Here is a 21,784-nt window from a genome sequence, read left to right as displayed (position 1 = left end):
TTTTTGCATTCTGGATACGGATACCGGAGGACTGCCAACGTGGGATATGGGCGATAGCGCTCTTTTCCATGGGGATGCAGGGGATTTAAACACGGCTTACTGACACACCTCACCCGGCTTACTGACACACCTCACCCGGCTTACTGACACACCTCACCCGGCTTACTGACACACCTCACCCGGCTTACTGACACACCTCACCCGGCTTACTGACACACCTCACCCGGCTTACTGACACACCTCACCCGGCTTACTGACACACCTCACCCGGCTTACTGACAGAAAATTTCGGTGTCGGCGTTGCGGCCGAGGCGGCAGGCGTCGATGCCAGCGAGACCTCTGGTTGGGATGCCCACCTTAAACTCGCGACCCCCGCCCGGGGGACAGCCACCATGAATTGTTCTATCGGGCTCTCTACCTGCCTGTGCTCCCTCAAGGAACGTCTTGGTTATCAGGTCAGGGGCTGCGATCATGAGAATTCTGACACCCTATCAGTGATATGTTGATAAAGCGACATACATGGCCCTAGCAGAACGATCTCCCGAAGTCGTCGAGTTCATCCTGGATGCGCTCGACCTGCCGACCGGGTCGGAAATCCTCGACGTCGCCAACCTGTACGAGACACTCAGCCAGGATCTCCCGTTCCAGCCGGATATCATACTCAAAGCAGATGGGCGACTCTACTTCATCGAAGTGGTATCGAAAGTCGCGTCGCTTGACACCATCGCAAGGGTCCTGCGGGAACTCTGGCGCCAGAAGGGCCCTGGGTTGCCGGAGATGATGTTGGTCATCGCCGCCAGAACTATCCGCCCCCGGGAAGAGCAATTAGCAGAAAAACTCGATATACGAGCGATTCACCTCCCGTGGACCCCGGATCTGTCCCTCAAACATGAGTACAAGCCATCGAAAAGCAGGATCACCACCGAGAAGTCCTGGAAAGTTGTATCCCGCTTGCTCAAAGAGAAGAGCATGTCCATCCGGCAGCTGGCGTTACGGGAGGGCGTTTCTTACGGCTGGGCGCACAAGATCATCGGGACGCTCATCGAGCAGAAGATCGTAGAGAGAAACGACAGTTACGTCCGGATTATCGATGTAAAAAGACTCCTTAACGGCATTGCCTGGGAGCGGCCGATGAAGAACCTGAAGATCGCGGAAGTGCCGATAGACTTCAGCGAATCGATACTGGCAGCAAGGGATATTTCATACATGCTGGAGAGGCAGAAGATCCCGTTTGCCTTCACCGGCTACACCTCCGGCGGGCTTTACACCGGGTATGCCGTGCGCCAGGATGCAGTCAGCCTCTACCTCGAGGAGCAACATCTTGATCTCTTTGAGGAATTCTTCGGTGAGCCGTCCGGAGGCGGGATCCGGGCCGGGGTTTATGCGCCGGACAGGGATGTATTCTCCGATACCCGGCAGATAGAGGGTATCACCGTCGTATCCCCTGCCCAGACCCTGCTTGACCTCGCAGGACTTGGTTACAGCGCGATGGACCTGACGAAAGCAATGGTGGATATGTATGCCACCCTATAACCCGGGTCAGGAGATCATCGAACGGTCGCTTGCTGAACTCAGGATAATTGCAGAGTGGAGCCGTGCGCGGGGAGAAGACCCGGACAACCCTGAGGTCATCCTCATCGGCGGCTGGGCGGTGGATGCATACAATCCCCTATCTCGGTTCGGTTGACATCGATCTCGTAACGACCGGTCGCATCAGGCATACCCTGATGCATTACCTCCGCTCAGAACACAACTTTACGCCGGAACGTCAGATGAACGTCGTAAAGAGCGTCGCGAAGATGACGCCTGCAGGAAAGATAATTCTGGATTTCGCTACGCGGGAAGCCCCGCAACCTTTCGAAGGCAAACCGGAAGTACCCTTCACCTTCGAGATCCTTTCCGGAAACACGATAACGAGAGAGATACGGGGCGGAGTCGAGATATCGATCCCGACACGTGCCATGCTTGTAGTATTCAAGATGAAGGCCGAATGGGATCGTTCTTACCGGCTCGAATATGGTCTGTCCTACGATGAAGTCTGGGAGGAGGGGAAATTGGTCAAGGATTATGCGGATATCCTTGCACTCATCGATCCGGCGCATGGAGGGCACGAACTTGATATTGAATGCCCTGGTGAGCACCTTAACCAGTACGACTTCCTGAGGAGGTGCATTGAGGACCTTCCCCGGGTAGATGCGGCACACGAACGCTACGCGAGGATGAACAGGGCAGGTGTCCAGCGCGTGTGTGAGGATTTACTCTCAATCCTCTAAGACAGGGGCGCATGGGGCGGACGGAGCGAAGATATCCGTAACAATGAGCCTGCCCGGGTCCGCCGACGGCGATCCCAAAGATTCCCCGGGCACCGCGACACCGTCCCGTACCCGAAAAACACTCAGCAAAACCGGTTGCAATAAAAAAGTAGGGTTAGTTAGGGTTACTTCCGGCGCAGGACCAGGAAGGCAACTGCACCAAGGCCGGCAAGAGCAACAAGTGCTCCGAATCCGGGGGTCGTGGTGGGGGTTGCCGCAGTGGTCGTGGTCGCGGTGGTCGTGGTGGTGGTCGCGGTGGTCGCGGTCGTGGTCACGTTGCCCGCGGGCGGCGTGGTCACCTCACCGGCGACTACGTTGAAGGTCGCGGTCGCGGTTGTCTTAGCCTCGATGGCCTCGACCTTGACGATGTACTGGTCGGGCTTGAAGCCGGTCGCGTCAACCTCGTAGGACCACTTGTTCGCGCCGTCACCCTTCTGGACGACTGCGTTGCCGGCAGTGCTGGAGAAGCCGGAGGCCTCGGTCTTCGATCCGGGCTGGAACGCAGCGGAGGTCACCTCAACGTTCAGCGTGTCACCGACCGCGAGGTTCGTGGTGCCGGTGATCGTGAACTTGCTGCCCGCGGTCTTGGTGCCGATCGGGTCGATGAAGATGTTCGGCTCCGCGACAACGAACGTGAGCTTCACGTAGGTGTCCGGAACGTTCGGGGAGTCGAGGGCGTTGATCAGGGCGCTCGCTGCAGCGGGTGCCTGCAGGCTGGTGAGTGTCACGTTGTTGATGCCATCTCCATAAATCACTCCACTGGGGTCATATTTGACTCCGGGATTATCACCCATCGGGTGCTGGACGACGACAAAGTACTGGCCTGCGGCGAAGTTTGTAGTATCAGCGGACTTGAGTTTTTCCTCGAAGCTGCCGTCAGACTCAACGCTGACCTTCCTTGCCTCTAACTTACTATCGGCACCACCATAGTAGTTCTTGCCGAATATCCAGATGTACACATCGTTCGGGTTGCCCTGCGCGGTCCCGGAGATCGTCAGCTCGTCGCCCCTTGCGACGGTGGCGCCGCTCGTGGTCGCGGTGATGAACCCGGACCGGAGGTTAACGGATGCCGTTGCATACTTGGCGTCAGATAAGTCAGCCTTCGATACATTGGTCGAGACTGCGTAGATCGTGTAGCCGCCGGCGTCGATGGATTTCTTAATATCGCCGGTGTTCCACTTTTTGGACCAGGTGTCGTCAGCGTTAACGTCTGCAGTATCTTTAAAAGACGCTTCGTTCGTTGTGCTTACCTTATCCAGCGTTGTCAGGGTGACGCCGTCGGTCGCAAGATTCGGGCCGGTCAGGAAGAGGTAGACCTTATCACCCTCGGTGCAGGTGCCGGAGAGAGTGATCTCCTCGCCGATGTAGTAGGTACCGGTGCCGGACGTCGTGACGGTGACGCTACCCGCCTCGACCTTCACCTTGACCTCATCATTTTTGTCGGATAGAGGGTCCTCTACACGGATAGTGAACGTCTTGTCGTCGGTATTCTGGGTGGTGTTGAACTGGACAGTCGCGGTGCCGCCGGCGTTGGTCTTAACAGTTCCGTACGTTCCGTTAGGAGCAATCGACTGAACCACAGTCTGACCGGGCGTAATCATCGGACTCTTGGCATCTCCGCTCTTGACGAACAGTGTGTAATCCTTCCTTGATTCGCCGGTGATCGTCACAGTGAAACCGTTGCCGCGGACAACGCTGTCCTTGTTGGCCGTGATGGCAAGCGACTTGGTGAGAACCTCGAAGGTCACGGTCTTGGAGTCGTAACCCTTGCCGAAGAAGTCAGTGTCTCGGGTCCACTTCGCCAGAGCGGTATAGGTTCCGGCCTTGGCATCCTGCGGCAGGATGAGATCTTTTTCCTGGGTCCCCCCATTAGCATTAAACGTCAGAGCAGTGTTGTTGTAAGTCGTCACCACACCGCCATCGGGCAGAGTAAGCTCGATGTTTACCTTATCACCCGTGTCCACGTTGCTGTAAAACTTGAATCTCAGCGGCGTCTCCTTGGTGACGGATTTACCATTTACGGAGTCCTTCGGAGACGAAGCCAGCATGATGTCAAGCGTCGCTTCAGGGTTCTGGACGTTGACGTAGTACTGCTCACTGCCGGCATTCGTCGCATTCCTCGCATAGTAAGACCCGGTCGGTATGCCCTTGACAAGTTCATCAACCATCACGCCACCGGTTCCGTTAGCGATCAAATCGATACTCTTGTCAGTTGAGCTCTTCTGCGCCTCACCACTGTAGTGGACTAACTGGGCAGTATCCGCAAGGGGTCCGGTGAAGTTAAGTCTCTCTTCACCTACAAAGACGTTGGCGCTACTTGTGTCAATATTCCGTGCCGCAGCCGGTGCAACGACCAGCGCAGCCACGAGAAGCATGGCGACAACGATCAGTTTTGTCATACTCTTCATACTATACCTCCATTTGTGATGACATGAGGGAATGTGAACACGAGGTACTCGACAGACGTCGAATACGGGTTCACCACGCTCTATACTCCGAATCACGGAATATGTCACAATATTTGTGGAACACTTAATATATCCTTTGCGGTCGACCGGGTGTCTGACGTCCACAAAGGGCACCACAATGCGGGAAAACGCCCAGATTACGCCAGATTGTTGCTCCTTTCCCGGATCACCCGGATACATACCCCTACGAGAATAAAAACCTTGCTCCGGCCAAACACGGGAGCGCCGCCGGAGGCGGGCACCCGCTGTGTTCCTTTCGTTCCCCGTGCCGCTCCTCTGGCGCTACGCACCCTGGCAGGCAGCGCCGTCCTCCACCCCGGGGTTGGTAGTCGCCCTGGCCCTCACCCGGCCGAGCATGCATATAGGAGATCGTACCCAGTGCGGAGACTTTTCTATCCCGGCCCGCCAACCACTCTCTATGCGGATCATTCGGGCCCCCACGCTCGCACGGGCACACGAACTGGCGGTCAGGACCGTCCTCGAGAAGGGATGGGTGCTGGAGACCGAGAACGACGAGGCGACGATCGAGTGCGAGGAGCTCGCGCTCGAGGTGGAGTCGCCGGAGAGCGAGCCGATGGTAAGCCCCGCCTCACGGTTCCAGAAGCGGTTTCTTGACACCTATGCCGAGAACCTCCTCTCCGGCTCCGACGCAAAATTTGAGTACGACTACCACCGGCGGCTCTTCGACTGGGGCGAACGGCTCAGCGCCGGGGGAAAAGAGGTCCACGTCGACCAGATCGACTACATCGCCCGGAAACTCAACCAGGCCGCGAACTCCCGGCGGGCCGTCGCGGTCACCTGGAACCCGGTCATCGACGAGAACCTCGACGACTGCCCCTGCCTGCAGCTCGTCCAGTGCCTCCTGCGGAACGGAAAACTCCAGATGAAAGTCGTCTTCCGGAGCAACGACATCCTCTCCGCCGCAGGCTCGAACATGTACGCGCTTGTTCACCTCCAGAAGGCGATCGCGGACCGGCTCGGCGTACCGTGCGGGCGCTACACCCACATCGCGCTCGTCCCCCACGTATACTACCGCCGGGATATCAACGATATCGAGCCGTTCTGCAAGTCAAGCGCCGAGATCCGGCCCGTTGTCGAGGTCTGCCGGGCCTGCGGGAAATGCCCCGTGCGTCAGGAGTATGACCGGGAGCCGTCAGGTTAATTAGGAACCAGCAACAACATTTTAGAGCCCAATAGCCCGGTAGTGTAGCGGTCAATCATGTGAGACTCTGGATCTCACGACAGCAGTTCGAATCTGCTCCGGGCTATACATTCTTTTCTTCCGGCACTGCATATCATACACCAGAGGGTGATATATGGCTGACTACAACCTCGGCTGCACCGTGCAGCTCGACGACCCGGAAACACTCGCGCTGCTCGCAGCGCTCTACGAGGAGGGCACAATCCGCCATATCCAGGTCCAGGCCATCCCCTGCCCCGGCACTCTTCCGTGAGCGCATCGCGGCGATCGCCGCAACAGGCATCCCTTCAGTCGTCCACGCGCCTCATCACAGCCACGGCGTCAACCCCTGCGCTCCGGCGGCCTACGACGACCGGGCGCCACGGGAGATCCGCTCGCATATCGAGCTCGCCATGAGCCAGACCTTCGAGGCCGCAGATACCCTCGGCGCGAAGACCATCGTCCTCCACGCGGGAAGATACCTGCCCGGAGAGCGCCAGGGAGCCGAAGAAGAGTTCTCCGTCTTCCTCGACCGCCACGCCGACCCCCGGCTCGCCCTCGAGAACCTCCCCGCGGTCTACGCCGGCTACCCCCTCCTCGGGAACACCGCCGGAGAACTCGCCGCCCTTGCGGCTAAAAAGATCGCCCGGTTCTGCCTCGACTTCCCGCACCTCGCCTGCACCGCAAACTACCGCGGCCTCGCGTTTGCAGAGGAACTGGAGCGGTTCGAGTCCCTTGACGTGGCCCTCCACCACCTCTCGAACGTACGACGCGGCTCGATCACCGACGAGCACCTCGAACTCGACCACCCCGACGGCGGCCTCGATCTTGCGGCGGTCTTCTCCCGCCTCCGGCGGCACCCCGCCGTCCCGACGACGCTCGAGTACAAGCAGGACTCCCCGGAGGTCTACACCCGGCAGGTGCAGGTCTTCGCCCGCCTCCGGAAAGACCATGCCGGAGCGTGAACCGCGCCCCTACCGCATCGGGGCCACCCTGAGGACGACGGACACCGAACTCCTCCCCGGGTTTGCAGCCCTCCACGCCCGCGGGGAGATCGATCATATTCAGGTCCGGGTCATACCGGGAGAGACGTTCCGCCGGGATATCGAGGTAATCGCCGCGGCCGCCATCCCTTCGATCGTTCACGCGCCCCACCACGGCCACGGGGTGAACCCCTGCGCTCCGGCGGCCTACGACGCTCGATCGCTCCCCGAGATCCGGGCGCATATCGAGGAGGCCATGAGCCGGACCTTCGAAGCCGCAGATACCCTCGGCGCGAAGACCATCATCATCCATGCCGGCTGGTACGAACCCGGCGGGCGGTCCGCCGCCCGTGAAGAGTTCCACCGGTTCCTGGACCGCCACTTCGATCCCCGCCTCACCCTTGAGAACCTCCCCGCGGTCTTTTGCGGCCGCCCCATGCTCGGGACAACGGCCGAAGAACTCGTAGACCTTGCAGGCGGGAGGATCCGGGGGTTCTGCCTTGACTTTGCCCACCTCTACTGCGCGGCAAACTACCTCGGCACCCCCTACCCCGAAGCCCTCGAACCCTTCCGGGCGCTCAACCTCCGCCACTTCCACCTCTCAAACACCGAAGAGGGCTCCATCGCCGACCGCCACCTCCCGCTCGACCACCCCGGCGGCGGCCTCCCGTTCTCCGATGTCGTCCGGTGCATCCGGACCCGTCTTGCAACCCCGGTGAGCCTCGAGTATCGCGAGCCCGCCGGGTTCTATGAGGCCCAGATCACGGTCTTTGATGCGATCTTTCGGAAATTCCCCTGAACGGTTGTCCGGAGGATCTCCGCACGGGAGAGAGACAGCCGGTACTACCCGCCCCCGCCGCGGGAAACGTTAATCCGGGGCAATCCCATTGAGGTATGCAATGATCCTTGAGTACATCAACGCGGCACTCGAACGCGCCAGCTACGAGATCATCGAGGATGATGAACCGCATTACGGAGAAGTTCCAGAACTTCCCGGTGTCTTTGCAACCGGCAGGACGCTGGAAGAGTGCAGAAAGAATCTTGCCGACGTCATCGATGAATGGTTGATCATACGGCTTCGACGCGGCCTCCCGATACCTCCGATCGCCGGCCGTACGGTGGGAGAGATCGTCTGGGTGGATACAGGTGCCGGAGCAGAAGGATCAGACCTGTCTCACGGAACCAGCGGGTGAAGAACTTTCAGGATCGTGGGATTCGAGAGACCATGCCGGGGAGGCAGACACCCATTCATGGTGAGAGGAGATCTCGTTCTGACCATCCCAAACTCCGGTGAGCGCATCACGCGCGACCATCTCAGGGAGAGATCAGCCGGAATACGCAGTCTACATGGACGTTTCCCGGCTCATCCCTACCGGAATGGACGAAAATTGCCCGGAACAGGGGGTTTGCACCTACTGCGCAAAGTATATCCCCCAGGATGGCAGACACCATGTATATGCAGACGATTGAAATCTCGGATAAACTATATAAAAAGATTCTTGCACACCGGCATGGAGAAGAATCAATTAGTAAAACAATAGAGCGTAAATTTAAACAGGAAAAGCCGGAAAAGAAGAGTAAAGCGCTACAGGAGATAGACGAAATAAGGAAAGGTAAATTCTATATCAGAACACAAGTTGAAGAGGCCTTAAAAGACTAAGCAGAGTTTAACCAGTTGTGGTACTCTTCCTCTGTTTTTATAAAATATATTTTTGCGTGCCTGTTCGGTCTGACACCCACCAGTTCATACACAACAACTCTCCTATAAGGAACTTTCAAACGCCAGAGACCTTTCAGGTCCCCTTTAAGTTCGTGCTTATCACACTCCTTAAGAGCATCAAGTAAATGATCTTCCAGGCAATATCTGATCTTTTTAAGAAGCGCGTTTTTTATTGACTTATTCTTTGCCAGGTATTTTTTAGATTTTTCAGACATCTCATATTCAGCCATATGCCCCTCTTAAGAAACAGTTTCGGCGTTACACTATATCTCTCCGATCATCCACAGTAAGAACCACTCCTCTCTAAATATCCAAAACCGCGAAAATCTTCTTAATTTCAACGAATACCCTTTACTCCACACCTCGTTGACGGTTTCGACGACACCTCAATCCTCTCCGTCGGTCCGGCCCCCGCCGCGGGAAACGTTAATCCGGGAGCGAACCCATCTAGAACTATGGGCACGCCCGGGGGTGATGAGCAGGTGAACCATTTTGTCCGGCACGCACTTGAGCGGATGAGAACCGTTCAGGGGTTCGAGAAGGTTCGTTTCGTCATCCTCTACGGCTCCGTTGCCGAAGAACGGGCGAAGGCAGGGTCAGACATCGACCTCTGTATCTATTACGACGCTGACCGCGAGGAGGCAGCCCGGTTCCGGTTTGCAGCACTCTCCGAGCTCTGCGACGACCGCTACGACATCCAGATCTTTGCTCACCTGCCGCTCTATGTCCGGACGGAAGTCCTCCGCGGAAAGGTGATCTATTGTCCCGATGAGCAGTTCCTCTACGATGTCGCGTACCGGACGATCCGGGAGTTCGATGATTTCAAGCACCGCCTGTACGATTACATCGGCAAGGAGACGATGGCATGACGGGAAGGATCCGGGATACGGCAATCCGCATCAAACTCCAGGAGATGACGGAGAGTCTCGATATGGTCAAAGAACACCTCCCCGACTCGGCCGATTCGTTCGGGCGGCTCGGCATCGTGAAAGATGGGATATACAAGCGCGTCGAGTATGCCGTCGAGAACGTCTTTGACATCTGCGCAATCCTGAATGCCGATCTCCACATCGGTGTCCCCGGGGACCGATGAGGATATCCTCGAAAACCTCGTCCGGCACGGAGTGCTCACCCCGGGGATGCGGCAGAACCTGAAGGCGATGAAGGGGTTCCGGAACATCGTCGTGCATCGCTACGGGGCAATCGACGACGCTCTTGCCTTCTCGATCCTCAAGGAGCATATCGATGACTTCTCTCTCTTCAGGCAGGAGGTTGAACGCTTCCTGCAGTCGGTGAGCGGAAGGTGACCGGGCCGGGGAAGTGCGATGGTTCGTAGAACTGGAGCACGGGAAGGCTGAAGGTCTTCGAGGGGGGCACCCCCTTCCCCGAAAGGAAACCGTACCCGGGTGCCGGATGCGCATTGAGCGCCGCAAAACTCCGGTTGCCCGGAGCGGGACGGCCGCCACAGCAGTCGGGACACCCGCGGGCATTTACGCGAGCAGCGCCGCGATGATCCCGGAGAGGAATATGCCGTCGAACGTCCCCGCCCCGCCGATGCTCGCCATCGGCGCCCCCAGTTCTGCAATATGGTGGAGATTGAGGAGGTCCGCCCCGATCAGGGTCCCGAGCGTCCCGCTCACGTAGGCGATGATCACGGCCGCGGCCGGGACTCCGCCCGCAAATGTCGAGAGGATGAGCGCCGCAAAGAGCGCCGCAAGCGGCGGGATGAAGAACGGCGTCGCTATCCCGAGGCCCGGCACCGGGCGGGCGACCACTTTCGTCACGACCGTCACGACCGCCACCCCGGCGAGGGCGAGACCCATGACCAGGTAACCGCCGCTGATCACGACCGAGTCGTAGAGCAGGTAGAGCGATATCGCGAGGGGGATGAGGGCGCCGCCGACGTTGACCGCGAGGACCGTCCGCTGCACCGGCTGCGGGATCCGGTAGAGCCGCCCGTACATGGCGACGTAGCGGTCGTATGCTGGCGCGGCACGGCTCTCCAGTGTCCGAACCGGGATGTTGACGAAACTCCCGGCAAGCGTCAGGAGAAGGATCAGGAGCGCCTCACGCCAGGAGAACCCGAGCTTCGTGAACGTCGCCCCGATCGCCGTCAAGAAGAGGATCGGGAAGAGGATGACGGCGAGCCCGGCGAGTATGAGCAGCCCGAAGAGGAAGAGGAACATCAGGGGGGAGAAAGGGTTGAAGACGACCCGGTCCATGTGATGGAGTCACCCTCTCATCTAATATATACTACTCCCGCAAGGAGCAGACGATCGCAGCGTGGTCGTGGTGGTAGGGCTCAAGCCACCGGACCTCCACCACGTCGAGCCGCCGCAGAAGCCCGGCCCGGCTTCGCTGAGCACCTCGGCCGGGTCCCTCCGGACATCCACGCTCCGGGTCTTGAGCATCAGGATAAGGTGTCCCCCCGGTTTGAGGAAGGCCAGGTTCCGCTCCGCGATCTCGACCTGGTTTGGCTGCGCCACATCCTGGTAGATCAGGTCGACCGCCTCCATGAAGGGCGCATACTCCTCCGGCCGGTTCGCGTCGGCCATGATCGGGACAATGTTCTTCCTCCGGCGGGCCACCTCGAGGAGGTCCTGCATCGGCCGGGGCGCAAACTCCACCGCGTAGACGGTCCCGGCGTAATCGGCGACGTGCGAGACCGTGGTCCCGTTCGCCGCACCGAGGTAGAGCACCCTCATGCCGGGCGCAAGATCCACTCCGCCGCCGAGCGTATAGAGCGCCGCAAGCTTGCTCCGGTAAGGGTCCCAGACCCGGTAGCCGTCGAGCGTCCGCTCCCCGTAGACCCCGCCCTCACCGGGCGAGACCAGGACGTTCCCGAGCCGGATCATGCCGCGACCCCCGCCTCGTCGATCCGCGCCTGAGCGTCCCTGATGAACTCCGGCACCGCCTCCCCCCGGTAGTAGTCGAGCCGGGCGGCGATTGCAAGTTTCGCCGCGAGCACCCGGGCCACCCGGCCCCGGACCTCACGGGGCGCGTTGTGGACCCGGCGGTGCTGGAATATGATCCCGTGCTTCGGCGGCGGTGTCCCGGCCCGGAGGTGAAAAAGCGCCCGCCCGAGCCGAGGACCTGGATGGCGCTCCCCGGCATCTTCGCGAGCGCCGAAAGCCCCCGCCCGGGAGAGGAGGCGGGCCGCGACCAGGCCGCCGATGAGGGCGCTCGTGTTCGGCAGCACCTCGTCGGCCCTGGCCGAGACCTCCCGCATCAGGCGGCTCCGCGTCCCGGTGAGCCGCTCGATCTCGCCGGCAACATCCGAAAGGCCACCCCGGGCCCCCCTCCGGACGAGGTCGAGCATCTTCTTTGCCGGGAGGCTGCGGTACTTCCGCGAGAACGACGGTGTCGTGACCTGGTACCACTCCGCGGCACGCTCCGAGAGGAGGTTGATGACGTTGTCGAGTTCGTCGAGCATCCTGACCATCTGGAGGAGTTCGACGTCCCGGGCCTGGTAGGAGATCGCAATCTTTTCCCTGGCCCGGGCGATGCAGACCGCACGGAGCAGGTCGACGTACTCCGCCCGGGTCCGGACGACCCCACAGTCCCGGGCAACCTCCCAGTCGATGGGAACATAAGTTTCCATACTGGTGCGGAGCGTGGCCGCCCGCCTGGCGAGCTCAGCCGGATCGGTGCCGGCCGCCCGGCACCCCTCCTCATCGACGTCCCCGAACCAGTAGCGCTGTAGCATGGTACGGTATTGGGGTTTCGCTGATATAAGGGGTCAGGCGATCCCGAAGGAGTAGACCATCACCGGGACCATGATCGCCCCCATGCAGTAGACCCGGCGGATGTTGACCAGGGACGGGACGTAGCCGACCGCCGTTGCGAGCAGGAGGACCAGCCCCCCGAACGGCCCGCAGAGGAAGAGGGAGAGGAGGGTGACAAAGGCGATGACGCCGTAGTTGAGCCTTGTGACGTTCACGTCCCCGAACCACCAGGCCGCACGCGAGAGGAGGATGGTCAGGAGGTAAGCCCCGACCGCGGCCAGTGCGCCCGCGAGGAGGACGGCGGTGGCCGGCGGGACCTCTTCTGCCGCCGCAAGCGCCGCCATCACCCCGTTCCGCGTCCGGGATATGGCGTAGAGCGCCGCAAGCCCGAGGAAAGCGTTCACGGTGTTCGCGGCGCTGGTTGCAAGGATATACTCGCGCGGGTTAGAGTCGTAGCCGATGACCGACGTTAAGAGGGCGTTCGCCGTGGCGTTCGAGAGACCGGGGAGCCAGCCGACGAGAGCGCCCGCGATGGAACCGAGGATAGAGCCGCGCCGGATTGCGCCGGGAGAAAGATCGATCCCCACAAAATGCTGTGCGGGCATGAGCCCGTGTGATGCCCGGAGGAGGACCGCGATCCCGAAGAGCCCGGAGAGGAGGGGCATCAGCACCCCGGACTCGCCGCCCGCCGGCCAGGCAAGGAAGGAGTAGTTGAGGGAGAAGAGACCGAGCACACCCGAGACCGAGAAGACCGCGAGCGCCCACCCCGGCGACTCGGAGACGACGATGAGGTAGCCGGCGACAGCGAGGATGATGAGGCCGATGCCCCAGTCGATCCCCGGCTGGAGCGCAGGAAGGACCAGGACGAACGCCACCGCGAGCGGGAGGGAGAGGGCGACCCCGGCGGCGCTCCCGAGAGCCGATATCCTGACGGCCTCCTCCCCCTTTCCTTCGAGACAGAGGGCGTGCGCCGGGAGGACGGCAAGCGACGTGTCGGCATCGGGGATGCCGAGGAACGTCCCGGGGACGCAGTCGAGGAACGTGTGCGTAACGAGCGTGGAGAACATGGCCGAGGCGATAAACACCGGGTCGAACCAGGCAAGGAGGAGCGCCTGGAGCGAGAGAAGGACGCCTGCCATGGTGTTCGCATGGATGCCGGGGACGAGGCCGCTCACGACGCCGCAGCCGATGCCGATGGCGGCCCCGAAGACGATACCGACGAGCACGCAAATTATCGGTCGGAGCCGCGGCGGATAAACCAACCGGATTGTACCGGGCGATACAGTCATATCCCACGAAGGCGATGGTTGTAGCGATGAAGATCGCCATCACCCGGCTCGAAAACAAGGCGGCAGGAGACCGCGCGCTCTGCGCCTCCTACGGCCACGATTGCTACACGGTCTCGCCGCTCCGGGCGGAACTTCGGATGGAGAGGGTCGCCGCGTTCGTCGACGCCGTCCACCGCGGCGAGTTCGACTGCCTCTTCTTCTCAAGCGCCCTCCCTGCCGCGATCGTCGGGCCGAAACTCAAGCGGTGGCCCCGGGTGATCGCCATCGGGCCGAAGACGGCGGAAGTCCTCCGGGAGTCGGGGATCGATGCGGAAGTCCTCCCCTCGTTTTACTCCCGGGACTTCGTCCCCTACCTCGGCGACTGGCTCCGGGGACGGACGGTCGGGATCCCGCGGGCCGACGTCCCGAACCCGGGCCTCCATAACGCTATCGCCGGAGCGGGAGGAACGGTCCGGGAGGAGCGGGTCTACGCGCTCGTCCCCACGGGGACCGAACTCGCGCTTGACGCCGCCGACGCCGTCCTCTTCACGAGCGCCATGTCCTACCGGGAGGCCCGGTGGCGGCCCCGGGACGGCCTCCTTCTCGTCGCCATCGGCGACATCACCGCCGACGCTATGCGGGCCGGCGGACATCCCCCGGTGGTCGTCGGGGACGGATCGCTCGCCGGAACCCTCGAGGCGCTGAACCGCCGCCGGGAAGGGGCATGACCGGCCGGGAAGAGACCCGTGTCCCCGAGTCCGGTATCGTCGTCATCGATAAGCCCCGGGGGCCGAGCAGCCACCAGGTGACCGCCTGGGTCGGGGATATCCTCGGGCGGCGGGTGGGCCACGCCGGAACGCTCGACCCGCAGGTCTCCGGGGTGCTCATCGTCATGTTCGGCGGCGCCGTCCGGCTCGCCCCCGTCCTTCTCTCGCACAACAAGGAGTATGTCTGCTTGATGAGGCTCCACGGTGACGTATCGAGGGAGGCCGTGGACCGGGTGGCAGAGGAGTTCACCGGCCGGATCTACCAGCGGCCGCCGCGAAAGAGCGCGGTGAAGCGGAGCCTCCGGATCCGGAAGATCCAGGAGATCGAAGTCCTCGATATGCAGGGCCGGCTCGTCCTCTTCCGCGTCCGGTGCGATGCCGGCACCTACATCCGGACGCTCTGCATCCACATGGGCTACGCTCTCGGGGTCTCTGCCCATATGCAGGAACTCCGGCGGATACGCTCCGGGCCGTTCGACGAGACCACCGCCGTCTCGCTCCACGAGCTCGCCGATGCCGTTGCAGCGGCACAGGAAGGCGATCCTGGCCCGCTCCGGTGGATGATCCTCCCCCCGGGGGCCGCCGTCGCCGACCTCCCGAAGGTCGTCATCCGCGACACCGCGGTCGACGCCGTCTGCCACGGTGCGGTGCTCGCCGGGGTGGGGATCACCGGGAAGGAAGGCGGGTTTGCGAAAGGCGAGACGGTCGCGATCGTGACCGGGCGCGGCGAACTCGTGGGTCTCGGGAAGGCCCTCGTCGGTTCACCGGCGCTGAAACCCGGGGAACCCGGGCTCGTCGTCGCCCCCACCACCGTCCTGATGCAGCCCGGCACCTATCCCCGGGGCTGGAAGGCGCGAGGACGTTCGTGATACCCCGGCCGCGGGGAGATATTATTAATAGACTCACGCGCCAACTAATGATGCACGTTCTGTGCTGAGGTAGTCTAGACCGGTAAGGCGCGGGCCTGGAAAGCCCGTGGGGCGTTGAGCCCCTCGGGAGTTCAAATCTCCCCCTCAGCGTTTTTACTATTGCACAGAGTATTATTATTCGATCCGTTCTGTCTCGTTGGGTATCCGGGATACGTATACACACCCTTCGTGCTTTTGCTATCCTATAGCGTAGGGAAAAGAGAGCCGGCACCGAGGTGCCAGGTGTGCAGGTCCGCGATGAGCCGGACCTATGTTCAGGGTGTCGTTGAGAGGAAGGGAGGTCTCGTTCCGGTCGGCTGGTGCTGTGTCGCGTGCCGGCTAATGAGTTGGGATTGACGTATCAGTTTCGCAGTTTTCGCGACACATCAATATCTCCGATAGACTTTACTCCGGTTTCCGACCTCGACCAGGGTGATTATCATTGTATTGCCCTCGATGGTGAGGGTCGCTCGATACTGCCCAACACGAAAAGAGTACAGGGGACTGCGTGAGTGCCCCTTTATCTTTTTAACGTAAGATTTAGGGTGCGGTTCATCTGCCAGAGCACGGAGTTCATCCTTAATTCGTTTGCTATCAGGTTCCGGGATTTTATTGAGGTCCCGCTCGGCACCCGCCGTGATGAGCAGTCGCCATATCATAAGCCCCGTTCCTGAACATACTCCTCGAAGGGGCGAACTCTGCCGGCCCGGATGTCTTCGAAGGCTTCTTCGATTTTCTTCATGGACTCTTCGGAAAGCGGTTCCGGATCATACGCCATGTCCAGGAGACGGTTCAGCGTCTCGTCGTAGGTTTCTCGTGGATGGAGTTTCACATCATCCAGGCGAGACTTGGTCTCGGGTTGGAGTTGGATCGTCGTAACCATAGTTATCCATAGAGCAGTATGGGAGATAAAGATTTTGTCAGGGTCCGCATTCCTGACTTCCCCTACTCTTCACAATCGTCATCCCCGGAGGGAAATAGAGGTAATCTGCACATATCTGTGCTCAATTGTGGGAGATCGTGCGGTCAATCATGTGTGCTCGTTTCACGACCCGTCGTGCTCACGGCACTCGTCGGGCACCGCGCTCCAATTGGGCATGGCAATAGCCCTCCTCGCGCGACGCAGAGTTCGGAAAAATGCCGGGAAACAACGACGGCTCATCGTTGGTGGAAGTCGGTCACCAGTCAAAGGTCCGCCGGAAGCACTGACTTATCTTCGGACAAAACCCGGGCTCTGACTCTTCAGATCGATATCCCCGTCATGAGCAGGGCGAAGAGCACGAGATCGTAGATGGTATGCGTGATCGCCGACGTCGTGGTGTTCGAGCGCTTCCGGATGCAGGCAAAGACGATCCCCGCAAGGAAGACCGATATGAGGCCGTCCCAGCTGTACTGGAACGCGTGGAGCGATGCAAAGAGGAGCGCCGGGAGGAGGATGCCAAACCGGGGCTGGAGCAGCCCGCGGATGCTGACCTCCTCGCCGAAACCTGCCGTGATGGATGCTACGATGATCCCGGGGATGGTGAGCGTCCCCGCAAAAAGCAGGTTGACGGTCTCGACGTCGGTGACGGGCAGGCCGAGGGAGCCCACAAGCGCGGCGAGCGCCGGGTCGATGAAGTGGAACGCCACGACGAGCGCGAACGCCGCGACAACCGCGAGAACAACCTCGCGCCACGTTGGACGGACGAGCCCGAGACGCTCCAGGGCCTCACGAGGCGTTCGCCGCACGCATGCGCCGGCGATGAAGAACGAGCCGAAGATCGTCCAGAAGAGGGTATAGGCGTTCAGCGTGACCGTATCCCCGAGGAGGTCCCCGGATTCCGTCAGGAGTTCTATGAACTGCGGCGAGAGATAGGGCGGGACCCCCGTCACCAGGAGGGGCACCGGCGGGATCAGGGTCAGGGCAAGGATGACCACGAGCGCAGCCGAGTGAAGGAGCGAGTCCGGGTCGAACGGGAGGTACCGGGCGAGCCATACCCGGAACCGGCGGGAGAACCCGACGAGGCTTGCGAGCGCTGCCCCGAGGACGCCGAGGAGGAGGAAGGCCACCTCTGCGACGAGAGCAAGGTCGACCATCTCCGGAGCGGACTCTTCGGCCTCGAGCGCCTCCGCCGGCAGGATGGATATAACCCCGAAACCTGCCGTCGCGGCCGCAATGCCGCCGACGAGGACGAGGAGCCAGATGCCGGCGGTCCACCGGAACGCCCGGTGCCGGTCCCCGGCAAGGTAGACGAGCATCGCGAGGACGACAAAGGGCGCCACGTCGAGTGCGGCGGTGAGGAACGATCCCGCCTCCCCGCCGACGGACCCGGAGCTCACGACCAGCAGGATGAGACCGAAGAAGGCGAGCAGCAGTTCGGGGACGTGGCGACGGCAGGGTTCGAACGGCATGGTATCATCCGGAGAGAAACGCGGTATTCTGTAGGCCCGGCCGCGCCAAGAAGATAGCGCATGAGGGCCGGATCACCGCCAGTGCAGCCTCCCGATGGCAAGCCAGCCGAGAACCCCCGTAACCGCGAGAGCCGTTGCCTGCAGGAGGAATACTGCCGATAATGGCCACCGGCCGGCGATGACGGCCCCCGCAAACGGCCCGGCCGAGAGCCCTACCGAGAAGAAGGTGTTGTAGATCCCGTAGGCGGCGCCCTGCGAGCCCTGGTCCCGGTAGATCCCGGCCATGATCGGCATCACCGGCACCAGGGCGCAGCTCAGCGCGATCCCGAGCGCAAAGACGGCGGCGGCGACCAGCGGCAACGCCGGGGCCTCGATGGCCGCGACGAGCGCGACGCCCGAGAGGAGGAGCCCGGCGCCGATGAGGTGGCGGCTGCCCCCGTGCCGGTCGTAGAACCTCCCGGCCGCCGGCTGGGCGAGGATGGCCGCGGCCGCCAGCACCGCAAACACGACGCCGATCATCGCAGGAGACGCCGAGAAGGCAGTGTGCAGGTAGACCGGGAGGTAGGGGTCCACGACGCCGTAAGTCCCGGAGACCGCGACGACCACGGCTGCACATGCGGCGAGCGGGAGGAGGTTGCCCCGGGGCAGCATCTCTGAGCGCCCCTGCCTGCAGGTACGGACCGGGACGGCGAGGACCGCGAGGCCGACCGAGGCCACCAGCACCGCCGGGATGAGAAACGTCGCGGTGTAGCCCAGGTACTCGAAGAGCAGCCCCCCGACGACCGGCCCGAGGACGGTCCCGAAACCGACGGCCGAGAGCGTGACACCCATCCTCTCCCCGAGCCGGGAAGGTTCGCAGGTATCGGCAAGGAGCGCAAGCCCCGCGGACCAGGTGGCCGCGGCCGACACCCCCTGGACCGTCCGGGCGACGAAGAGGTGCACGACCGTGGTCGAGAGGCCGAAGAGGGCCGTCGCGAGAGCGAGGAGGAGCATCCCGGCGACGATAAGAGGCCGGCGCCCAACCCGGTCGGAGAGGAGGCCCATCGGTATGGAGAAGAGGAGGAGCATGACAGCGTAGACCCCGAAGACGACCCCGATGATCGATTCGTCGACCCCGAGCCGGGGAGCGTACCCGGGGAAGACCGGGATGAGGAGGCCGTAGATCATCATGTCCATGAAGATGACGAGCACGACCAGCACGAGGATGGCGTCCGACGATGTGGCGATGCGGTCCCGGTGCAGCACCCTCGTTGTCATAACAGTATCTCTCCCTGCGGCATGCCGCCGCTTCCTCCCGGTAGGTTGGCGCCGCCAGCATATATCGTTGACAGGAGAGTGCGGCGCCGGAGGGCTGTCTCACAGGTGTCCCCGGTAGTACGCGAGCTCGCGGGTGTAGGGGCGGAACGCTTCGACGAGTGCCTCCGCTTCGTCGTCGGTGAGCGGCCCGCTCCGCCCGGCCGCCGCAAGCGCCCGCACCTCCGCGGGCGTCGAACAGCCGACGATGGCGACAGAGATCTCCTGGGCGAGAGCGTAGCGCACGAGGGTCTCCGGTGTCACCCCCGCATCGGGGACGAGGTAGTTCGCTTTGCCGAGCACCTTCATCCCGATGACCGCGACGCCCTGCTCCTTCGCGGTGGTGAGCGTCGAGGTGAGGAACCCGCCGAGTGCCCCTTCCACGGGGTTTGCGGGCAGCATGACGGCGTCGACCGGCCAGTTCTCCACGGCGTGCGAGAGGACATCCGGGTCGTGGTGCCCCGTCACCCCGATATACCGGACGATGCCCATCTCCTTTGCCTCGACAAACGCCGCAAGGGCGCCGCTCGGCCCCTCGAGTTCCCGGATCTCGGGGAAGGTCCGGATATCGTGGATCTGCCAGAGGTCGAGGGTCTCGATCCCCAGCCTCTGGAGGGTCTCCTCAAGGTCCATCTCGGCTTCGGCATGCAGCCGGCTCGCCGATTTGCTGGCCTGGAATACGGGTGCCCGAAGATCGGGGCTGCTCCGCCAGACCTCGCCGTAGTAGTCCTCGCTCCCGGCGTAGACCTTCGCCGAGTCGAAGTAGGTGATCCCCTGGTTGAGGGCCTCCATGATGACGGCCCGTGCCTCTACGTGCCGCCCGTAGGTCCTCAGGACCCCTTCCCCAGAGCCCCACCACCGTGACCTCCTCCCCGGTCTTCCCGAACCTGCGCTTCTCCAGTGCCGCCATGAGCCACCCTATCCGTGCCCGCCTATAAAAACCTTCAGCGCCGGAGCGGGGGAAACAGTTATGCGCCGCGGCCTCCACCGGAATGCATGCCGACGATAGTCTGGTTCAACGTCCCCGCCGCCGAGACCGGGCGGGCGCGGGCGTTCTACGAGGAGGTATTCTCCTGGACGGCGGAACCGTTCCCGGGGATGGAGGGGGCCTTCGAGCTCGCGACGGGCGGGATCGGCGGCGAGATACTCCCGCGGGCCCACCCCGGGGAGCCGATAACGGTCTTTGTCGGTGTCCCTTCGGTCGAGGAGTATACAGGCAGGGTGGAGCGGGCCGGGGGAAGGGTTGCGGTCCGGAAGAGAGCAGTCCCAGGGCGGGGCTACTTTGCCCTCTGCGAGGATACAGAGGGGAACCGGCTGGGACTCTGGGAGGACGACCCGGGGGCGGTGTGAGGAGGACGACATCCCGGGTGGGGAGAGGTGCAGGTGCGAAGATCCCTCACCGGGGAACCCGGCCCCGGAGCCTTCGGTCCCGCATCCGCCATCCCACCACCCCCGCAAGGACGGCGACAACGACCAGGACCAGCAGCCCGATCCCGAGCGCCGGATCCTGCCGGTAGACGTCGATGAGGACGTCGGCACCAAGCGCGATGACGAGGCTGGAGGTGAACGACCCGATGCAGACGCACGAAAAGACCCGGGACTTCTCGAGCCCGAGCAGCCTTCCTAAGATCGACCCGTTCATCGCCCCGGTTCCCTGGAGCGGGAAGAAGACAAAGAGGATGAGCCCGACCGTCGAGAGCCGCCGGAGCCAGGGCTGGGTCTCGGTGTAGTTCCGGGCCACTGCCATTCCACTCTCGAGCAACCGGCCGACGAGCGGGATCTTCAGCGCGAGATCGAAGTTCCAGACGACGAAGAGGGAGACGGCAACGTCGAGGAGGAAGATCACGAGCATAATGAGCCACCAGGGGTAACCCATCAGGATCGCGATCGGGATGATCGTCTCCTTCCCTGCCGGAGGGACAAAGTAGGCGGCGATCAGGCCGGAGAGAATGAGGAACTGCTGGTAGGGCTCAGTCAGGTAGAGCGCCGCAAAGATGGCCGGGATGACGGCGAGTGGAAGGATGAATTTTATGAGGCTGATTAGGCAGGGGTTTTGAAGGAGGGCTTTCCACCGGGCTGGCCCGGGGGCGCTGGTTGTATGGTCCACGGTCATGGGTCGAACTCCCAGGTGGGAGATACTCAGTTCTGATTTGAGGTTTCCAGTTAAATACGTTAGCAGAGAGGGGTCCAGCAGGTTCAAATCTCCGGAGCGTGAGGGTAAGTACGATGGCTCCTGCCCCTGCCGCCCGGCCGCCGCCCCGTATCCTCCCCGCCGTCGAGATCGGCACCCGGGAGAGCGCCCTATGCACGATAGCAAACGTCGGAACCGCGCTTGAGACTCTCCGCGAAGTGAGAAAGCACGTCCGCGGGGACCACAAGCGCCGCCTCGACGACGTGGCGGTGATCCTCCGGGTGGTCGCGCTCGAGGCACAGGCGACCTACGCGATCACCGACGAGGAGGCCCGGGCGTTCATCCGGAAGTGCCGTTCACGGTGAGGTTGCCGGGCCGCACCGGCCCCGTAAGGGCCCGGCCGCCGCCGGGACCGACGTAGTGCAACGATTCCCAATTACCGGCACGCTCAACGGAGGAGAGTATCGATCTCTTTTCACACTATCCGGGGGGGTGCATCTCGTGAGACAGTTTTTCCCCGGTATCCCCACGTACTGCCCCCCTCCGTGGCGATATCCACCACAGTCCAGTGCACGGGGAGAACCCGGGGGAGAACCGGGTCCTGGCTAACTCCTGGACCTCATCTGACCCCTCAGGGA

27 protein-coding genes, 2 tRNA genes and 1 pseudogene are annotated in these 21,784 nt (G+C 62.1%); 18 read left to right on the top strand and 12 right to left on the bottom strand.

Going from position 1 to position 21,784, the window contains the following annotated elements; all coding sequences use genetic code 11:
• Positions 1-519 precede the first annotated feature (519 nt).
• The 3 genes from QZ408_RS03320 to QZ408_RS03310 all read left to right on the top strand — a co-directional run bounded on the left by QZ408_RS03320 (position 520) and on the right by QZ408_RS03310 (position 2,273).
• On the top strand, positions 520-1,533 hold the full coding sequence (locus tag QZ408_RS03320) for a hypothetical protein (protein WP_292489766.1): 1,014 nt from the start codon (positions 520-522) through the stop codon (positions 1,531-1,533).
• Positions 1,520-1,687: a hypothetical protein gene (locus QZ408_RS03315; protein ID WP_292489765.1), complete on the top strand. Its 168-nt coding sequence runs from the start codon at positions 1,520-1,522 to the stop codon at positions 1,685-1,687. The genes QZ408_RS03320 and QZ408_RS03315 overlap by 14 nt, the downstream gene beginning before the upstream one ends.
• An 85-nt stretch (positions 1,688-1,772) precedes the next feature.
• On the top strand, positions 1,773-2,273 hold the full coding sequence (locus tag QZ408_RS03310; protein ID WP_292489764.1) for a hypothetical protein: 501 nt from the start codon (positions 1,773-1,775) through the stop codon (positions 2,271-2,273).
• 164 nt (positions 2,274-2,437) lie between these two features.
• Here QZ408_RS03310 and QZ408_RS03305 read toward each other — a convergent pair whose 3' ends face one another.
• Positions 2,438-4,720, bottom strand: coding sequence for an MEMAR_RS02690 family S-layer glycoprotein (locus QZ408_RS03305; protein ID WP_292489763.1), 2,283 nt, complete (start codon positions 4,718-4,720; stop codon positions 2,438-2,440).
• 478 nt (positions 4,721-5,198) lie between these two features.
• Here QZ408_RS03305 and QZ408_RS03300 point away from each other — a divergent pair, with 478 nt between their 5' ends.
• The 7 genes from QZ408_RS03300 (at position 5,199) to QZ408_RS03270 (ending at position 8,603) form a co-directional block, all read left to right on the top strand.
• Entirely contained in the window at positions 5,199-5,942 is a 744-nt protein-coding gene (locus tag QZ408_RS03300) for a thymidylate synthase (RefSeq protein ID WP_292489762.1), read from the top strand.
• A 33-nt stretch (positions 5,943-5,975) separates the two neighbouring features.
• Positions 5,976-6,048: transfer RNA gene (locus QZ408_RS03295), tRNA-Gln, on the top strand.
• Between the two features lie 48 nt (positions 6,049-6,096).
• A complete protein-coding gene (locus QZ408_RS03290; protein WP_292489761.1) occupies positions 6,097-6,234 on the top strand; it encodes a hypothetical protein in 138 nt (45 codons plus the stop codon).
• The gene (locus QZ408_RS03285) at positions 6,191-6,925 is read left to right on the top strand and encodes a TIM barrel protein (RefSeq protein WP_292489785.1); all 735 of its coding nucleotides are present in this window, start codon (positions 6,191-6,193) and stop codon (positions 6,923-6,925) included. Before QZ408_RS03290 ends, QZ408_RS03285 begins: the two co-directional genes overlap by 44 nt.
• Complete coding sequence (locus tag QZ408_RS03280; protein ID WP_292489760.1) at positions 6,912-7,742, top strand: TIM barrel protein; 831 nt, start codon at positions 6,912-6,914, stop codon at positions 7,740-7,742. The genes QZ408_RS03285 and QZ408_RS03280 overlap by 14 nt, the downstream gene beginning before the upstream one ends.
• A gap of 100 nt (positions 7,743-7,842) precedes the next feature.
• Complete coding sequence (locus QZ408_RS03275; RefSeq protein WP_292489759.1) at positions 7,843-8,136, top strand: type II toxin-antitoxin system HicB family antitoxin; 294 nt, start codon at positions 7,843-7,845, stop codon at positions 8,134-8,136.
• A gap of 263 nt (positions 8,137-8,399) precedes the next feature.
• Entirely contained in the window at positions 8,400-8,603 is a 204-nt protein-coding gene (locus tag QZ408_RS03270; protein WP_292489758.1) for a hypothetical protein, read from the top strand.
• On the opposite strand, the gene QZ408_RS03265 is transcribed toward QZ408_RS03270, so the two are convergent.
• The gene (locus QZ408_RS03265; protein WP_292489756.1) at positions 8,600-8,893 is read right to left on the bottom strand and encodes an addiction module toxin RelE; all 294 of its coding nucleotides are present in this window, start codon (positions 8,891-8,893) and stop codon (positions 8,600-8,602) included. The two genes, QZ408_RS03270 and QZ408_RS03265, sit on opposite strands and share 4 nt — an antisense overlap.
• A 225-nt stretch (positions 8,894-9,118) precedes the next feature.
• On the opposite strand from QZ408_RS03265, the gene QZ408_RS03260 reads away from it, so the two are divergent.
• Genes QZ408_RS03260 through QZ408_RS03250 form a run of 3 tightly spaced genes read left to right on the top strand, consistent with a single transcriptional unit; the run spans position 9,119 to position 9,970 of the window.
• Positions 9,119-9,532, top strand: coding sequence for a nucleotidyltransferase domain-containing protein (locus tag QZ408_RS03260; RefSeq protein WP_292489755.1), 414 nt, complete (start codon positions 9,119-9,121; stop codon positions 9,530-9,532).
• Positions 9,529-9,756 (top strand): hypothetical protein, encoded by a 228-nt coding sequence (locus tag QZ408_RS03255; protein WP_292489752.1) that lies wholly within the window; start codon positions 9,529-9,531, stop codon positions 9,754-9,756. Before QZ408_RS03260 ends, QZ408_RS03255 begins: the two co-directional genes overlap by 4 nt.
• Positions 9,719-9,970 (top strand): DUF86 domain-containing protein, encoded by a 252-nt coding sequence (locus QZ408_RS03250; RefSeq protein ID WP_292489750.1) that lies wholly within the window; start codon positions 9,719-9,721, stop codon positions 9,968-9,970. Before QZ408_RS03255 ends, QZ408_RS03250 begins: the two co-directional genes overlap by 38 nt.
• A 183-nt stretch (positions 9,971-10,153) precedes the next feature.
• On the opposite strand, the gene QZ408_RS03245 is transcribed toward QZ408_RS03250, so the two are convergent.
• The 4 genes and pseudogenes from QZ408_RS03245 to QZ408_RS03230 form a co-directional block, all read right to left on the bottom strand.
• Positions 10,154-10,885 carry a DUF1614 domain-containing protein gene (locus QZ408_RS03245; RefSeq protein ID WP_292489748.1) on the bottom strand — a complete coding sequence of 244 codons (732 nt, stop codon included), beginning with the start codon at positions 10,883-10,885 and terminating at the stop codon, positions 10,154-10,156.
• 31 nt (positions 10,886-10,916) lie between these two features.
• A pseudogene (locus QZ408_RS03240) lies at positions 10,917-11,518 on the bottom strand (fibrillarin-like rRNA/tRNA 2'-O-methyltransferase).
• Positions 11,515-12,369, bottom strand: coding sequence for an RNA-processing protein (locus QZ408_RS03235; protein WP_292489746.1), 855 nt, complete (start codon positions 12,367-12,369; stop codon positions 11,515-11,517). Before QZ408_RS03235 ends, QZ408_RS03240 begins: the two are co-directional and overlap by 4 nt.
• A 33-nt stretch (positions 12,370-12,402) precedes the next feature.
• Complete coding sequence (locus QZ408_RS03230; RefSeq protein WP_292489744.1) at positions 12,403-13,614, bottom strand: tripartite tricarboxylate transporter permease; 1,212 nt, start codon at positions 13,612-13,614, stop codon at positions 12,403-12,405.
• Between the two features lie 89 nt (positions 13,615-13,703).
• On the opposite strand from QZ408_RS03230, the gene QZ408_RS03225 reads away from it, so the two are divergent.
• From QZ408_RS03225 to QZ408_RS03215, 3 genes are all read left to right on the top strand, one after another.
• Positions 13,704-14,384 (top strand): uroporphyrinogen-III synthase, encoded by a 681-nt coding sequence (locus QZ408_RS03225; RefSeq protein ID WP_292489741.1) that lies wholly within the window; start codon positions 13,704-13,706, stop codon positions 14,382-14,384.
• Complete coding sequence (locus tag QZ408_RS03220; RefSeq protein WP_292489739.1) at positions 14,381-15,292, top strand: RNA-guided pseudouridylation complex pseudouridine synthase subunit Cbf5; 912 nt, start codon at positions 14,381-14,383, stop codon at positions 15,290-15,292. The genes QZ408_RS03225 and QZ408_RS03220 overlap by 4 nt, the downstream gene beginning before the upstream one ends.
• A gap of 63 nt (positions 15,293-15,355) precedes the next feature.
• Positions 15,356-15,442, top strand: a tRNA-Ser gene (locus tag QZ408_RS03215).
• A gap of 275 nt (positions 15,443-15,717) precedes the next feature.
• Here the strand turns inward: QZ408_RS03215 and QZ408_RS03210 are convergent.
• The 5 genes from QZ408_RS03210 to QZ408_RS03190 form a co-directional block, all read right to left on the bottom strand.
• Positions 15,718-15,990 (bottom strand): type II toxin-antitoxin system RelE/ParE family toxin, encoded by a 273-nt coding sequence (locus QZ408_RS03210; protein ID WP_292489737.1) that lies wholly within the window; start codon positions 15,988-15,990, stop codon positions 15,718-15,720.
• Positions 15,987-16,214: a hypothetical protein gene (locus QZ408_RS03205; protein ID WP_292489735.1), complete on the bottom strand. Its 228-nt coding sequence runs from the start codon at positions 16,212-16,214 to the stop codon at positions 15,987-15,989. The genes QZ408_RS03210 and QZ408_RS03205 overlap by 4 nt, the downstream gene beginning before the upstream one ends.
• Before the next feature lie 359 nt (positions 16,215-16,573).
• Entirely contained in the window at positions 16,574-17,722 is a 1,149-nt protein-coding gene (locus tag QZ408_RS03200) for a CPBP family intramembrane glutamic endopeptidase (RefSeq protein WP_292489733.1), read from the bottom strand.
• 72 nt (positions 17,723-17,794) lie between these two features.
• Positions 17,795-18,979, bottom strand: coding sequence for an MFS transporter (locus QZ408_RS03195; RefSeq protein WP_292489730.1), 1,185 nt, complete (start codon positions 18,977-18,979; stop codon positions 17,795-17,797).
• 99 nt (positions 18,980-19,078) lie between these two features.
• Positions 19,079-19,807 (bottom strand): aldo/keto reductase, encoded by a 729-nt coding sequence (locus tag QZ408_RS03190; RefSeq protein ID WP_292489728.1) that lies wholly within the window; start codon positions 19,805-19,807, stop codon positions 19,079-19,081.
• Between the two features lie 204 nt (positions 19,808-20,011).
• On the opposite strand from QZ408_RS03190, the gene QZ408_RS03185 reads away from it, so the two are divergent.
• Positions 20,012-20,365: a VOC family protein gene (locus QZ408_RS03185; RefSeq protein WP_292489726.1), complete on the top strand. Its 354-nt coding sequence runs from the start codon at positions 20,012-20,014 to the stop codon at positions 20,363-20,365.
• 46 nt (positions 20,366-20,411) lie between these two features.
• Here QZ408_RS03185 and QZ408_RS03180 read toward each other — a convergent pair whose 3' ends face one another.
• A complete protein-coding gene (locus tag QZ408_RS03180) occupies positions 20,412-21,128 on the bottom strand; it encodes a small multi-drug export protein (protein WP_292489724.1) in 717 nt (238 codons plus the stop codon).
• A 113-nt stretch (positions 21,129-21,241) separates the two neighbouring features.
• Between QZ408_RS03180 and QZ408_RS03175 the strand changes: the two genes are divergently transcribed.
• Entirely contained in the window at positions 21,242-21,511 is a 270-nt protein-coding gene (locus QZ408_RS03175; protein WP_292489723.1) for a hypothetical protein, read from the top strand.
• The last annotated feature ends 273 nt before the right edge of the window (positions 21,512-21,784 follow it).

It is taken from the genome of Methanoculleus sp. 10, from assembly GCF_913757945.1.
Classification (GTDB): domain Archaea; phylum Halobacteriota; class Methanomicrobia; order Methanomicrobiales; family Methanoculleaceae; genus Methanoculleus.
This window is presented reverse-complemented; position numbering and strand designations above follow the sequence as displayed.